The following is a 15,295-nucleotide window of genomic DNA, read 5'->3' on the forward strand; positions in this document are numbered from 1 at the left end:
CAGAATAATTTTAATTACTTTATCAATAGAGAATAGAACTTAGTATTTATTTTCGTAGCTATATGTAATACAAGATATTACAAATAGTTTTGAAATACATATATTTATGGAATTTGCCCCTTTATCATCTTGGTTTCCAGAAAACTCAAACTGGAATACAGACAAAAAACCTTTGTTTATAGCAGGTCCTTGTAGCGCAGAAACGCCAGAGCAACTCATGGAGACGTGTAAAGATATTGCTAAAGACGACCGAATACAAGTCTTGAGAGCTGGAATTTGGAAGCCTCGCACACGCCCAGGTAGTTTTGAAGGCGTTGGAAAAATAGGCTTAGAATGGCTTTTAGATGTCAAAAAAGAAACTGGAAAGCTCATCACTACCGAAGTAGCCAAGCCAGAACATGTAGAAGAAGCACTCAAACACGAAGTAGATATTCTTTGGATTGGCGCAAGAAGTGTTGTAAATCCGTTTACAATGCAGGAAATTGCAGATTCACTCAAAGGAATTGATATTCCAGTAATTGTAAAAAACCCTATCAATCCAGATGTTGCTCTTTGGATGGGAGGAATTGAGCGAATCTATCAAGCTGGAATCAATAAAATGGCTGCTTTGCATCGTGGTTTTTCTAGTTATGGAAATACAAAATATCGTAACGAACCGATGTGGCAGTTAGCTATCGAAACAAAAAGTAAATTGCCTACATTGCCTCTTCTCTGCGACCCAAGCCACATTGGAGGAAAAAGAGAGCTTATCTATCCTCTTTCACAGAAAGCGATGGATTTAAACTATGAAGGTTTGATGATAGAAACACACCGTAGCCCAGACGATGCGTGGAGTGATGCCAAACAACAAGTTACGCCAAGTCGTTTAGCTGAAATTTTGGATAAAATTGTGATACGTACAGGAAACCTAGAAACCTTAGAGAAGGCTGGTCTTTCTGATAAATTGCAAGACCTTCGTACTCAAATTGATAAAATTGATAGAGAAGTAGTAGAAAATTTTGTGGCTCGCTTAGAACTTGTAAAACAAATTGGAGATTATAAAAGAGAAAATAATTTACCAGTTTTTCAATTAGAACGTTGGCAAAAAGTATTTGAAAGCCGTCCAGAATGGGCAGAAACGATGGATATCAATCCAGACTTTGTTTCAGCAGTCTTCAAACTCATTCACGACGAATCTATACGCATTCAAACAGAACGAAAAGAAGATTTTTAAAGCTATGAGATAACAAACCAATTACTCTAAATGTAATTGGTTTTTTTTATTGGATAAGTATGTTTGCTAATTTAGTATAGTTTTCTTTATTTAGAAACCTTCAAAATAAGAAAAAAACTATAATCACATATTGCAATGCTATTTTTTGAGACGTACCTTTGAATAGGTTTTATTTTCTTGGGTTAGAAGTGCATAAATGGCTAAATAAAAGTTATATTTATAGCATAACTAAGCATATTTAAACCAAACAAAATAAGTAACCAATCATTTATTTTGTATTCCAAATTAGCATTTACCCTAATTATTTTTAATCAAATTTCTAATCAACTTAACCATTCTTTCTATGAATTGGATTATACGTACCCTCACAAGTAGCATCGGTAGGAAAGTATTGATGTCGCTAACAGGGTTATTCTTAGTAACTTTTCTGATTGTTCATATGTCTGGAAACTTCCAACTTCTTATTCCAGATATTGCTAGTGCGAGTGAGAAGTTTAATGTCTATGCTGTCTTTATGACAACATTTCCTCTTATCAAAATAACTTCTTATTTATTGTATGGCTCTATTGTTTTACACGCTTTGGTAGCTCTTTTTCTTACCCTGCAAAACAAAAAAGCTCGCCCAACAGGCTATGCTGTTAGTGGTGATTCCGAAAAATCTTGGGCATCTCGCAATATGGGTATTTTAGGCTCTATTTTATTGTTCTTCATCATTATGCACATGGGTCAGTTTTGGTTTCAATATCATTTTGGAGGAAACCAACCTGTGATGGAAATAGATGGTGTAGCTTACAAAAACTTGTATGCTTTGGTAGCCACGACACTTTCTGTATGGTGGTTTGCAGCTTTGTATCTTGTAAGTATGCTTGCTGTAGGAATGCACTTGTGGCACGGTTTCCAAAGTGGCTTCCAAACACTCGGCTTAAATCACAAAAAATATACTCCACTCATTTCGGCAGCAAGCAAAGCATTAGCAATTTTGTTCATTGTAGGTTTTTCTTCTATGCCACTTGCTATGTTGGCTCAATTTGGCGTTGCGAACAGTATTGATGAGGCAGCAGATAACGTGAGAAATAAGTTTGATAAAAAACAGATAGAGTGGAAAACATCTGACTGGTCAAGTCTAGAGCCAAATACGCCTTGGGAAAATGTAAAAGAAAGTATTGCTGAATAATTTGTATCTTAATAAAAATTCTAAATTAAGGTAGATTTTAAAACCTTTAGAACAAACAAGTTATTCAATAGTGTAAAGTTGTTTCAAAAGATTCAATTCAAATTGAACTAATATTTAATAGTAGCGTATTTCTTTAAAATACAACTAAAAAAAACAATTATGTCAGAACTTAATTCAAAAATCCCAGAAGGCTCAATCGGCGAAAAGTGGGACAAACATAAATTTAATATTCGCTTAGTAAACCCTGCCAACAAACGTAAATATACTATTATCGTTGTCGGAACAGGGCTTGCAGGCGCATCAGCAGCAGCTTCTTTAGCAGAGCTTGGCTACAACGTAAAAGCATTTACTTTCCACGATAGTCCACGTAGAGCGCACTCTATCGCAGCACAAGGAGGAATCAATGCAGCCAAAAACTATCAGAACGATGGCGATAGTGTATATCGTCTGTTTTATGATACTGTAAAAGGTGGAGACTACCGTTCAAGAGAAGGAAATGTTCACCGTTTGGCACAAGTAAGTGTTAATATTATTGACCAATGTGTAGCACAAGGTGTTCCATTTGCTCGTGAGTATGGTGGAATGTTGGATAACCGTTCTTTTGGTGGAGCTTTGGTTTCACGTACTTTTTATGCAAAAGGACAGACAGGACAGCAGCTTCTTTTAGGAGCATATTCTGCACTTAGCCGTCAAGTAGCGACAGGTAAAGTAGAAATGTTTACTCGTACAGAAATGCTTGATGTTGTCAAAATTGATGGAAAAGCAAGAGGAATCGTAACTCGTAATTTGGTAACTGGAGAAATTGAATCTCACGCAGGACATGCTGTTTTGCTTTGTACAGGTGGATATTCAAATGTATTTTTCCTTTCTACTAATGCTATGGCTTGTAACGCTACGGCAGCTTGGAGAGCGCACAAAAAAGGAGCTTATTTTGCAAACCCTTGTTACACGCAAATTCACCCAACTTGTATTCCAGTTTCTGGCGACCACCAATCAAAACTAACTTTGATGTCAGAATCGCTTCGTAACGACGGACGTGTATGGGTACCACGCAATCCAGAAGATAAAAACAAAAATCCAAACGATATTGCTGATAAAGACCGTTTCTATTATTTGGAAGAAAAATATCCAACATTTGGTAATCTTGTTCCTCGTGATGTGGCTTCAAGAAATGCAAAATATGTTTGTGATGAAGGTTTGGGAGTAGGAGCAACTGGAAAAGCTGTTTACCTTGATTTTAGAGATGCTATCAAGAGAGATGGAAAGAAATATGTAGAAGACAAGTATGGTAACCTCTTCGATATGTATAAGCAAATTACAGACGAAGACCCATACAAAGTGCCAATGAAGATTTATCCAGCTCCTCACTATACAATGGGAGGTCTTTGGGTAGATTACAACCTCATGACAAATGTGGATGGATTGTATGCACTTGGAGAAGCGAATTTCTCTGACCACGGTGCAAACCGTTTGGGAGCAAGTGCCTTAATGCAAGGTTTGGCAGATGGTTATTTTGTAGCTCCTTATACAGTTGGGGATTATTTAGCAACACAGCCTTACAAAGTAGAAGATACATCTCATGAAGCCTTTGCGCAAGCAGAAGCAGAGGTAAAAGATAGAATTAAGCAAGTAATGAGCGTAGATGGTAGTCAAACACCAGACGAAATTCATAAGAAATTAGGTCGTATTATGTGGGAGTATTGTGGAATGTCTCGTAATGCAGATGGTTTGAAACTAGCTCGTACCGAAATTCAGAAACTACGTGAAGAGTTTTGGAATGATGTGAAAGTTGTTGGAACAGACAATCAACTCAATGCAGAACTTGAAAAAGCTCTTCGTATTGCTGACTTCTTAGAGCTTGGTGAACTTATGATTATCGATGCCCTAGATAGAAATGAATCTTGTGGAGGTCACTTCAGAGAGGAATATGAAATCAATGGCGAAGCAAAGCGTGATGATGAAAATTATTCTTACGTAGCTGCTTGGGAATATCCAAGAGATAGTAAAGCAGAGTTTATGACAGGCGACCCAGTTCTTCATAAAGAAGAATTAGTCTTTGAAAATGTCAAACTTACACAGCGTAGTTATAAATAATTTAACAATAATAATAAACCTATAAGGTTTCAGAAACCTTATAGGTTTAATAAAAAATATAAAAATTATGGCAGAACAACATAATTCATATAAAATAAAAGTTTGGAGACAAGCCAATGCAAATGCAAAAGGTGAGTTCAAAACCTATACATTAGACGGTGTTTCGACAGATATGTCTTTCCTTGAAATGATGGATATGTTAAACGAAACTTTAGTACGAAAAGGCGAAGATCCAGTAAGTTTCGATCACGATTGTCGTGAGGGAATTTGTGGTTCTTGTGCAATGTACATCAATGGACATCCACATGGAAACGTTCGTGGTGTTACTACGTGTCAGCTTCACATGCGTTCTTTTCCAAACAACACAACTATTACCATCGAACCTTGGAGAGCAAAGGCATTTCCAGTAATTAAAGATTTGAGTGTTAATAGAAGTGCTTTTGATAGAATCATTCAGTCAGGAGGTTATATTTCTGTAAATACAGGAAATGCTCGTGATGCTAACGAGATGCCAATTCCTAAAGAAATTGCTGATGAGGCATTCAATGCAGCAGCGTGTATCGGTTGTGGTGCTTGTGTGGCAGCGTGTAAAAATGCTTCGGCTATGCTTTTTGTTTCTGCTAAAGTTTCACAGCTTGCACTTCTTCCACAAGGAAAATCAGAAGCGAAAAAGCGTGCTGAAAATATGGTAGCTCAAATGGATGAGGAAGGCTTTGGCTCATGTACAAATACAGGTGCATGTTCGGCAGAGTGTCCAAAACTTATCGGACAAGAACATATTGCTCGTTTGAATAGAGAATACTTGACAGCAAAAGCATCTTCTGATTATGTAGAGTAGTTATAAAATTTACTCTTTAGAATCAGAACATCAATAGAAAATCAAGTTTTTATCAAGAAAACCAATGCAAATCTCTTTTGCATTGGTTTTTTTCGTATATTATTCAATAAAATTATGAACCCATCTCTTACAACATCACAACTTAGAAAAGTATTTTATTTAGCTTTGTCTCTATGGTCAATAGCTATTTTTGTCAATGTTTTGACCCTGTTAAATATAGATGTGGCAGACAGTTTTCCATTTGTTTGGGGACTTCATCTTGGTATTTTTGCTATTATATTGCCCATTATACTTAGCCAAGCAGGAAACATAAAGCATCAAAATACTAACAAAAAACAGAAATTAAATCTAATTTCTGTTTTTAAAGGCGCTCCTATTTGGCTGCCAATAATAGTTGTGGGGAGTATTTTATATGCTATAATTGGCTTTTTTGTTTTTAATGATGGTTCTTTAGGAGGCACAGCAGATTTCAGAGATGGACAGTATATAGTTCATAATCGTGGAACATTTGTCAAAACGATTACCAAAGAACAGTATCACATATACAATGCTGAAGTACTACAAGGCTTTTCAATAGTGTGGATTTGGTTTTATGGATTAGGAGCAGCTATGTTGCATAAAATTATTAGAATGAGAAAGAGTAGTGATGAGAAAAGCATCACAAATGATATATCATAAGTTTTTACACAAAAGGTGAATTAAGACTTATCAGATTTTTCTTCTGGCTTTTTTTCAAAATTTACTCCTTCATAAATATCTTTCAAAGAAATTTCTACCATTTGGTTGTTGGGTAGTTACAAAGTGAGTTTTTTATCTATTCCTTCTAATGTAGTTATGCTCCAAAGAGAAGTATTTTTGTCTTCTTTATTTGTTTCAGAACTTTCCCTTCTTGAAAAAATATCTATCTGTGGTTTATCTTGTTCTATCAATACATAATGAAGAAACGAAGGAATTTGTCGGTAGGCTTGAAATTTATCACCTCTATCATAACCCGTAGTAGATTTAAATAAAACTTCAAAAATAACAACTGGATTAGTAATAGCATCTTTATAGTCATCTGCAATTTCAAAGTTTCCACAAACAATCATTGCATCTGGATAAACATATTTATTTTTATATTTTATCCACAATTTCATATCATTATTGATAGGCTTACAAGACTTACCTTTTAAAGATATTCCTACTTCTACAAAGAGACTTGACCCAATTACACTATGAGGAATAGAACCTCTAGACATAGCATAGACTTGTTCGTTATGGTATGCGTATTTTTGGTTGTTTTATTCTTCTAATTTAATATATTCTTCTACGGTTAGCTTTTCGTTGAATTGATAGTTTGTCTGTGCTGTCATTTTCTTAGTGATAGTATATTTAAGTAGTTAGCTGGTATAATTTTGTTATTTTCAAAAGCTAGTGCAATTTTATAAAAAGTTGAATTTTAACTTTGTCAAGGGTCTTTTCGAAGAAAAAAACAGACCTTGACAATAGTTTTTATAAACTAAATTGTACTACTCAACTACTTAAGATACGAAATAAAAATTAGTATAGTTCTTCTAAGGTAAAAATGTCTTTCCTCATTCTTTCTCTTGTCTCTTAGAGTATAAAGGAACGTTTTTTATGCTTGTTGAGTTCTAAAACGGAATTTATGCAATTAAGCAACCCATCTAATATGAAAGTTTTTTACAACAAGCAGCAGACTGTTTCATCATTTATTAAAAATTCGCCAAGTGCAGCAAAGCCAAAGCTTGTTGTACAATCTTGGAAAAATTTAGGTTATCCTGTTGAGATAATGAAAGTTCGCCCTTCAAGCGTAGATGAATTGTGTTTGGCTCATAATCCTTCCTATGTACGAGGAATTTTGAAGGGACAAATTAAAAATGGATTTGACAATAAAAATAAAGAAATAGCGAAGAGTCTGTTGTGGACTACTGGAAGCTTTGTCAGTGCAGCTACTTATGCTTACCAACATCGTGAGTCGACATTTTCTCCTACTTCTGGTTTTCATCATGCCCATTACGACCAAGCAGCAGGATTTTGTACTTTCTCTGGTCTGACTATCGCAGCCATTTTACTCAATCAACGTTTTGGAGCTAAAAAAATCGGAATTTTAGACCTTGATTCGCATTCAGGAGATGGCACAGACCAAACTTTATATAAAACAGGACACGAAAACTTAGTTGCACATTATTCATTAGGATACCACGACGTTACTATTTATAATAATGAAGAGTGGCTAAACCGACTTTCTGATTTAATTTGTGAGCGTTTTAGTACTTGTGAAATTCTTTTCTATCAAGCTGGCGTAGATTGTCATATTGATGACCCAGAAGTTGACAGAGGTCAGTTTACTACTGAACAAATTGCTTTACGAGATAAAATTGTATATAAAACCTGCAAAGAATTAGGTTTGCCAGTCGTAACCAACTTAGCAGGAGGTTATCAAAAGCCTATTGAAAAAGTAGTTGAGTTACACAATTTGGCTGCTATTGCTTTCAATGAGGTAAATTAATTATATATCAAAAAACTCTTTATCCAAAATGAATAAAGAGTTTTTAGTTTATAGAATAGGGTCAGTTAGAGTACTAGACATAAGATAAAAAGTTGTTGGTGCTGCTACACTAAAACACCAACGAATAGCACTTTTTCTCTGTTCTGTGGCTCACAGAACAGCAAATATTTATGGTATTACTTCCCAAACTTATTTTTAAGAGCAGCTAGTTTGTCTGCCATTGAGCCTCCAGTTTCTTCTTGGTTTTTCTTGTAGGATGATTTTCTAACAGGTCGGTCAGAAGAACTTCCTCTTGAAAATTTAGGATTACTTTTTCTATCTTCTTTAGTCGCAGATTTTCTTCCTTCTCCTTTTGCTGGGTTTGCTCCAAATGGGTCAGATTTTAGACTCAAACCAATTCTTTTTCTGTTTAAATCTACATCCATTACTGTAGCTTCTACTTTTTGGTGAACCTTTACAGCTTCTGTTGGATGATTGATAAACTTATCTGAAAGTTGGCTGATGTGTGCTAGTCCGTCTTGATGAACGCCAATATCTATAAAAGCACCAAAATCTGTAATATTGGTAACAATGCCAGAGAGTTTCATTCCGACACGCAAATCCTCCATTTTTTCTACACCTTCTGCAAAAGAAAAGGCTTCGAACTGTTCACGTGGGTCTCTCCCGGGTTTGGCAAGCTCTGAAACAATGTCTTCAAGTGTTGGTAAACCTACTTTTTCAGTAACATAACTTTTTAGATTGATTTGCTTTCTTAGTTCTTCACTTTTCATAAGCTCTTCAACCGTTGTGTTCAAATCTTTTGCCATCTGCTCCACAATCGAATAGCTTTCTGGGTGAACAGCACTAGCATCTAGTAAATTTTTAGCATCACGAATACGAAGGAAGCCAGCTGCTTGTTCGAAGGCTTTGTCTCCCAAACGAGGAACTTTTTTAAGTTGCTCTCGGCTTACAAATGCCCCATTTTCATTGCGATAGGTTACAATATTTTTAGCAAGCGAAGCTCCCAATCCAGAAACATAACTCAATAGCTCTTTACTTGCCGTATTTACTTCTACTCCAACAGCATTCACACAACTCATAACTGTATCATCCAAACTATTTTTGAGCTGCTTTTGGTCGACATCGTGCTGATATTGTCCTACACCGATAGATTTTGGGTCTAGTTTTACAAGTTCTGCCAACGGATCCATCAGACGGCGACCAATAGAAACTGCACCACGAACTGTCAAATCATAATCTGCAAATTCTTCACGAGCCACTTCCGAAGCCGAGTAAATAGATGCGCCACTCTCACTAACAACCACTACTTGAATAGATTTTGGTAAGTTTGGAATAGACTTAATAAAACGCTCTGTTTCTCTACTTGCCGTTCCGTTTCCAATAGCAATTGCTTCAATGTTGTATTTATCACAAAGTGCTAAAAGAATATTTGCCGATTTGGTAATTTCTTTTTGAGGCTCATTTGGATAAATAGCATCGTGATAAAGTAGTTTTCCTTGTTTGTCTAAAATGACAAGTTTACAACCTGTTCTAAACCCAGGGTCAAGGGCAAGCGTGTTTTTTTGTCCTAATGGAGCAGAAAGTAAAAGCTGGCGAAGGTTTTCGGCAAAAATAGTAATGGCTTCTTCGTCGGCTCTTTTTTTAGAAAGCATACGAATTTCTGTTTCCATAGAAGGCTTTAAAAGACGTTTATAAGCATCTTTTGCAGCTATCTGCACTTGCTCTGATGAAGTAGTATTGCTATGAACAAAATTATCTTCTAATAATTTTAAAGCTCTTTCTTCTTCTGGCTCTATGTTTAAAAGTAAAATACCTTCTTTTTCTGCTCTTCGAAGAGCTAATACACGATGCGAAGGTGCTTCTACCAAAGGTTCTGACCACTCAAAATAATCTTTGTATTTTTCTCCTTCTTTTTCTTTTCCTGTAATTACTTTTGCTGTAATTGTACCTTCTTTTTCAAACACTTGACGCATTTTTGCACGAGTTTCAGCGTGTTCGTTGATGTGTTCTGCAATAATATCTCTTGCTCCTGCTAAGGCTTCTTCTAATGTTTTTACACCTTTCTCTTCATCAATAAATTTTTTGGCCGTTCTTTCCAAATCCATTCTTCCTTGTTCTAAAATCTCTAATGCTAATGGCTCTAACCCTTTTTCTTTTGCCATTGAAGCACGGGTTTTGCGCTTTGGTTTGTAAGGCAAGTACAAATCTTCTAAGGCTGCTAAGGTCTGAACAGCATTTATTTTTTCTTCTAATTCTGGAGTCAGTTTGCCCTGCTCATCAATAGATTTTAATATAGCTTCTCTACGCTTATCTAGCTCACGAAGCTGTGCCAGCCTATCTCTAATAGTGGCTACTTGTACTTCGTCTAGCGTTCCTGTAACTTCTTTTCGGTAACGAGAAATAAAAGGAACAGTTGCCCCTTCATCTAAAAGTTGTGCTGTTGCTTCTACCTGCTTTACACGTACACCAATTTCGGCTGCAATCTGAACAATGTGTTGAGCATCTAAAAGAGCTTGATCCATAGTTTTTGTCTTAATTCTTATCGTAGGAAAAAATGAAATGAATATGCTAATTATGTCAGCAAAAATACAAAATATTTGAGAAAAGTGCTTGTTTTGAAAGGTAAGCTATTTGCATAATTGTGAAAAGCTGTTCCAATGTTGTGATATTTCATTATGCTGTAATTCAATACTTTTATTGGTCTTTCGTTTTAATTTTAACTGTTGTGAAAATATACACAGCACAAAACATTATTTTCCATTCTCTAACAAATGAAAATAACCTTTTAATCGGTAAGAATATCTATTTGGATCTGTCGTTAGTGTTCTAAATTCTTTTTTTATAAGCTCTATTAAGTCACTCTCAAACTCTTTATCTTCAATGTAAGCACAGTTCATCTTCACAAATTGTATGAGAGCAGAGTTAGGAAAATCTGATAACGCTTTCTCTAAATCTGGATTGTTATATGTGTTTTTTTCTGCTAATCCCATAAAATAACTTATTGCAAAACGTTCGTCATTGTACTCATTCCAACCTTTTTTATCTGTTGCCTCTGAAACTTCACCTTTTACAGTTGCTTCTAAATAGGCATAAATATTAAGTAATTCAATATCTTTTGTGGAGTCTGCCCAACTTAAAATTTCATCTTTTCTTGACTCAAAAAAATCCTTTTCTGTTAATATTTCATTTGTAAAAGCTATTCTAAGTAAATCAGAAGTAATATTTCCGTTAGGGAAAAATCTATTGTTGTCAATAATCATTTCTGATTGAGAAAAAATGGTTTTTATCGAATCGGCTTTTCCATAGTTCTTTGAAAGTTTTTTTATAGAACTGTAAGCATCCAAATCACGATATATTTCACTAGATTTTCCATAGGTTTCGCCTATCAATTCTAAATCTTTTTCTAAGAAAAATTTTTGAATAAGTGTATTCCACCAATCTACTTCCCAGTTTAGGTCTAAAAAAATCAAATCATAAGTGCTTTTTTTATCCTTGTGTTCTTGTATTTTTAAGCGCAATTCAGAACGTTTTTTTATTTGGTCTGTTTCGCCATGAATGAGGTAAATAGCTTTATCAATGCCGACGTGGTTTTTTGCGTGATTACAAGCATTCCAACTCTTTATAGCTTTATCTTTTTCTCTATTATTCAAATAACATTCAGACAACCACAAATCAATTCTATAATCTGTTTCTGCTTGTTTCTGATATGCCAAATAATATGGAATAGCTTCTTCATACAGTCCTTTTCTGTGTAATTGCATCGCATATTCCAGCGAAAAATTAAGTTCATTTGGTTTGAGTTCAATGGCTTTTTTGTGTAATTCAAAAGATTTCTCTTCATCAATGTTGTATAAAACTGTTCCAATCAAATACATTTTATATTCGTCTGTCGCTTGACTAGCCAATTCATCAATACATTTCTTGCAATCTGTTTCTAAAATACATGTTGAGAAAAAAGTTGTGAAAGAATTCGATAATTCTTTTTCTGCGCTATCAATTTTATCTATACTATTTTCTAAGTCTTGAGCTTGACAAGCAAAAGCTAGAAGAGATAAAAAAAATAAGATGTTAATTTTCATAGAGTTGAATTTTGTCTTTTAGATTTTTTTTACGAGCCAAATGGGTTGTATAAATAACACTTAGCAGCCTCTTGGATAAGCAGGCTTAACATCAAAGTCGCCGTTTTTTAATTTAATTTTTTCAATATCTAAGTAATATCGTGGTATATTTTTTATTTCATTTGTTTTAAGTATGTCATCTCCACAAGGCATGTCCTCAGGGATTTCTTTTCTTATTACAAATTTTGAGTTTTCAAAGGCTTCAATCAAATACACTCCTTGTTTAATTTCAACCTTCTTTCTTGTATCCTTTTCAATTAACTCATTAGCCGATAATTCTACTAAACTTCCTCTATATGATTCTGAGTTTCCATTAATATTTTGTGTTAAAACCCAAGCTTCTTTTCCGAAGTATTCTTCTGGTAATTGCACAAAGTGCTCAGAATGAGCTACGATATTAATATGTATCCCATAACCCCAATCTCCTATTTCCCTAAATTCTTTTTTTACCTTACCATCAATAGTTTTGACTTGGATAATATAATTTGAAACTAAAGTATCATAATAGGTAATCATTTTCCCAATTAATTTAGATTCAGTATTACTTCTACTATATATATTTGCTAATTCCCAATGATTAGAGTTAACTTGTTTTTTATAGTTTTTATTATACCAATTCTCAATTTCAGTTGTTAAATAAAACTCAAAGTCATAAACAGGTTCTGAATCAATTATCACTGTATCCTTTACATATTTGATGTCTGTTTTTTCTCCATTAGATCTTTTGTATTCAGAAATTAATGTTTGTTTTTTTTCAACTTTAGACTGCTCGCTGATTAATTTATTCGTATTGCTATTTAGATTATCATTACTTAAAGACTTAGTAGTTTCGTGACAAGCACAAAACCCTAGAGTTATTATAACTGAAAGTATGATTAATAATTTTTCTTTCCTGTGAAATATCATATTATATCTGATGTTTTATTATGCCAAAGAATGCACTGTGATGACTACGACCTATCACTTTACAAGTCTTTAGACTTGAACCACTACTACAAATTTACTAAAAATAGCTCTTTTTTATTATGAATATAGATGAGCTGTTTGGCTTTGGTTTCAAAGACAAGCTACTACAATGAAACTAAGAACAGATTTGTAGGAATGAAAATAAGCTAAAATAAAATCATTTACTGCTTTTATACGTTTAATAAATACTATTTTGATGCAGAGCAAAATTATATAGTTTTGTATCTTGCATCAACGACCATAAGCAGCATTTAATTTTGACAACTATGAAAACATTTATATTTCCTTCTCTTATCAGTATCAAAATGGTTAAGAAAATAACAACTACAGTTTTTTGTTCTGTCTTTCTGAGCTTTGGAGGAAATACACTATTTGCTCAAAATAGTCTGCATACAAAACTTCCCTACGACCCAAACAACAATCCTGCTGTGTGGGCGCAGCTCCAACAAAATCCTTTAGATTCTTTGCTTTGGCAAAAATATGTAAACAAACAGTGGACAGATATGCCATTGAAACAGCGTTTGCAGATAAAATTATGGATTCAAGAAATGTGGCTCAATAAACTAAATCAAAAGCCAGTATTGGCTAGTAATACTAAAGCAAAAGATACAAAACAAGAGGTTATTTCTACAACCACTACAATAAAAGAGGAAAAGCAAACTATCGTCGTAAAAAAAGATGAGAATAAAACTCCAACTACTATCACTACCCCAGTAGAGACTGTAACTACAAATACAAGTGCAAAATCTCTAACCAAATCTCAAAAGATAAGCGAACTACTCGCCAAGCCAGAAGTCAAGACTTTTATGAAAGATTTAGAAGAGTCATTTTTGGCAGAATCGACAGAGATGGAAGAGCTAAAGGAAAATCTGTATGAAAACTTCTTTATTTTGGAAGCTGTTTTGGCAGACGAGTTTGAGGCATTGGGAGCAGAATACATTTTTTATAAACAAAAATACCCAAAAGGCAATTATAGTGAATCTCGTTGGATGATGGAAAAAGAACAAGAACTCAAAAAACTTAAAATGGAAAAACTGAAAGATGCAAAGCAGGCTTTCCTAGAACGACAAATCAATTAGACTACACCAAATCAACAAAAATAGTACAATTTTTTCTTGAAATCAGTAGTTTTTGAAAGTGTTTTTTTGCGAATTTTTTGCTGTAAATGCTTGAAAATTAGGTTTTTAGGTGTTTTTTGAATTGTTACATAAAAATAGTGCAAATGTGTGAAATGGAGTAGCAAAATAGAATTTTACACAAAATGATTTATTTGCCCAACTTTTATATCGCTTTTCTCACATGGCAATATTTAGTGTGATATGGAAATATCAAAAACATTCTGTACTTTTATAGTTGTATAGACAATCGTTCTGCGTTTTTCTATATAAACCAATTAATCTATCCTAAATTTATAATTATTTACTATGCTATTATGCCTATACTAAAACTCTACACAGCCACACAAATAAATTTTATATTAAAGTTTTTTGTATCCTTTACTTTTTTATTATTGCTTTTTTTTACTGGTGCAGTAGATGCTCAAAATGCAAATAAAAAAGACCCTATGAACAAGCCAGATATTTGGGAAAAATTGCAACACAATCCAAATGACCAACAGCTTTGGGAAAGCTATATCGGAAAAAAGATACAAGATTTTACGGATGAAGATAATGATAAAATAGCTTCTTGGCAAGAGCAACTTATGATGTTGCAATCTGAACATGCAGACGTAGTAATTACTTCACAAGCAGATACTGATGCTGGAGATGAAGAGATTCTTAGAGATATGCAAGTAGCTGATTGGGAAAATTTAGAAGCAATGGTAATGGGAACAGGCTCTGAAATACAAGAGATGCGCCAAAATGTAGATGCCAACTTTGCCTTATTAGAAGACCTTTACTCAGAGTCATTTGCAGAGCAAGGATTGGAGTACGTTTCCTATAAAGAAGCACATCCAGATGGAAAATATTCTAAAACAGCTTGGATAGAAGCACAGGAAAATAAGTTACGCCAAGCAAAAATGAAAGAGTTACAGGCTTTAAGAAAGCAAATTGATAAAAACTAAAGCTACTGTTTTAGTGCTAAGATATTAATAGTTTGATAATAATTTAAACAAAAATAGTTAATAGATGGTAGTAGATATGTAAATTTTGAGGTAAAAGCCTTAAATTTGCACAACCTACTAACACAAAAAGAATAAAAAGCATTGATTGAACTATTCAATCTAAAAATACTGCTTATTTTTTAAGTTAGTGATAGGTAAATTTGGTGATTCAAAAACATCGGTAATGTTTTACCGATGTTTTTTTTTGGACTTTTTTCTAAACATTTAAGTAGTTGAGTAGTACAATTTAGTTTATAAAAACTATTGTCAAGGTCTGTT

At 34.0% G+C, this 15,295-nt stretch carries 11 protein-coding genes and 1 pseudogene; 8 read left to right on the plus strand and 4 right to left on the minus strand.

The window, feature by feature from the left end; all coding sequences use genetic code 11:
- The first annotated feature begins 106 nt into the window (after positions 1-106).
- The 5 genes from QZ659_RS14625 to QZ659_RS14645 all read left to right on the plus strand — a co-directional run bounded on the left by QZ659_RS14625 (position 107) and on the right by QZ659_RS14645 (position 5,997).
- A complete protein-coding gene (locus tag QZ659_RS14625; protein ID WP_291726712.1) occupies positions 107-1,213 on the plus strand; it encodes a chorismate mutase in 1,107 nt (368 codons plus the stop codon).
- A 343-nt stretch (positions 1,214-1,556) separates the two neighbouring features.
- Entirely contained in the window at positions 1,557-2,387 is an 831-nt protein-coding gene (locus tag QZ659_RS14630; RefSeq protein WP_291726715.1) for a succinate dehydrogenase cytochrome b subunit, read from the plus strand.
- 159 nt (positions 2,388-2,546) lie between these two features.
- Positions 2,547-4,481: a fumarate reductase/succinate dehydrogenase flavoprotein subunit gene (locus QZ659_RS14635; protein ID WP_291726717.1), complete on the plus strand. Its 1,935-nt coding sequence runs from the start codon at positions 2,547-2,549 to the stop codon at positions 4,479-4,481.
- A gap of 67 nt (positions 4,482-4,548) precedes the next feature.
- Positions 4,549-5,319, plus strand: a complete 771-nt coding sequence (locus QZ659_RS14640; protein ID WP_291726719.1) for a succinate dehydrogenase/fumarate reductase iron-sulfur subunit — start codon at positions 4,549-4,551, stop codon at positions 5,317-5,319.
- A gap of 114 nt (positions 5,320-5,433) precedes the next feature.
- On the plus strand, positions 5,434-5,997 hold the full coding sequence (locus QZ659_RS14645) for a hypothetical protein (protein WP_291726721.1): 564 nt from the start codon (positions 5,434-5,436) through the stop codon (positions 5,995-5,997).
- A 116-nt stretch (positions 5,998-6,113) separates the two neighbouring features.
- Here the strand turns inward: QZ659_RS14645 and QZ659_RS14650 are convergent.
- A pseudogene (locus tag QZ659_RS14650) lies at positions 6,114-6,584 on the minus strand (Uma2 family endonuclease); the annotation flags it as partial.
- Positions 6,585-6,964: 380 nt separating this feature from the next.
- Here QZ659_RS14650 and QZ659_RS14655 point away from each other — a divergent pair.
- Complete coding sequence (locus tag QZ659_RS14655) at positions 6,965-7,828, plus strand: histone deacetylase (protein ID WP_291726723.1); 864 nt, start codon at positions 6,965-6,967, stop codon at positions 7,826-7,828.
- 176 nt (positions 7,829-8,004) lie between these two features.
- Here the strand turns inward: QZ659_RS14655 and QZ659_RS14660 are convergent, their stop codons facing one another.
- The 3 genes from QZ659_RS14660 to QZ659_RS14670 all read right to left on the minus strand — a co-directional run bounded on the left by QZ659_RS14660 (position 8,005) and on the right by QZ659_RS14670 (position 12,852).
- Entirely contained in the window at positions 8,005-10,350 is a 2,346-nt protein-coding gene (locus tag QZ659_RS14660) for a Tex family protein (protein ID WP_291726725.1), read from the minus strand.
- 228 nt (positions 10,351-10,578) lie between these two features.
- Positions 10,579-11,907, minus strand: a complete 1,329-nt coding sequence (locus tag QZ659_RS14665) for a tetratricopeptide repeat protein (protein ID WP_291726727.1) — start codon at positions 11,905-11,907, stop codon at positions 10,579-10,581.
- A 60-nt stretch (positions 11,908-11,967) separates the two neighbouring features.
- On the minus strand, positions 11,968-12,852 hold the full coding sequence (locus QZ659_RS14670) for a hypothetical protein (protein WP_291726729.1): 885 nt from the start codon (positions 12,850-12,852) through the stop codon (positions 11,968-11,970).
- A gap of 326 nt (positions 12,853-13,178) precedes the next feature.
- On the opposite strand from QZ659_RS14670, the gene QZ659_RS14675 reads away from it, so the two are divergent.
- Both QZ659_RS14675 and QZ659_RS14680 read left to right on the plus strand, forming a co-directional pair.
- Positions 13,179-13,991, plus strand: coding sequence for a hypothetical protein (locus QZ659_RS14675; protein WP_291726732.1), 813 nt, complete (start codon positions 13,179-13,181; stop codon positions 13,989-13,991).
- A 353-nt stretch (positions 13,992-14,344) separates the two neighbouring features.
- Positions 14,345-14,977, plus strand: coding sequence for a hypothetical protein (locus QZ659_RS14680; RefSeq protein ID WP_291726733.1), 633 nt, complete (start codon positions 14,345-14,347; stop codon positions 14,975-14,977).
- The last annotated feature ends 318 nt before the right edge of the window (positions 14,978-15,295 follow it).

This window comes from Bernardetia sp., from assembly GCF_020630935.1.
GTDB lineage: Bacteria > Bacteroidota > Bacteroidia > Cytophagales > Bernardetiaceae > Bernardetia.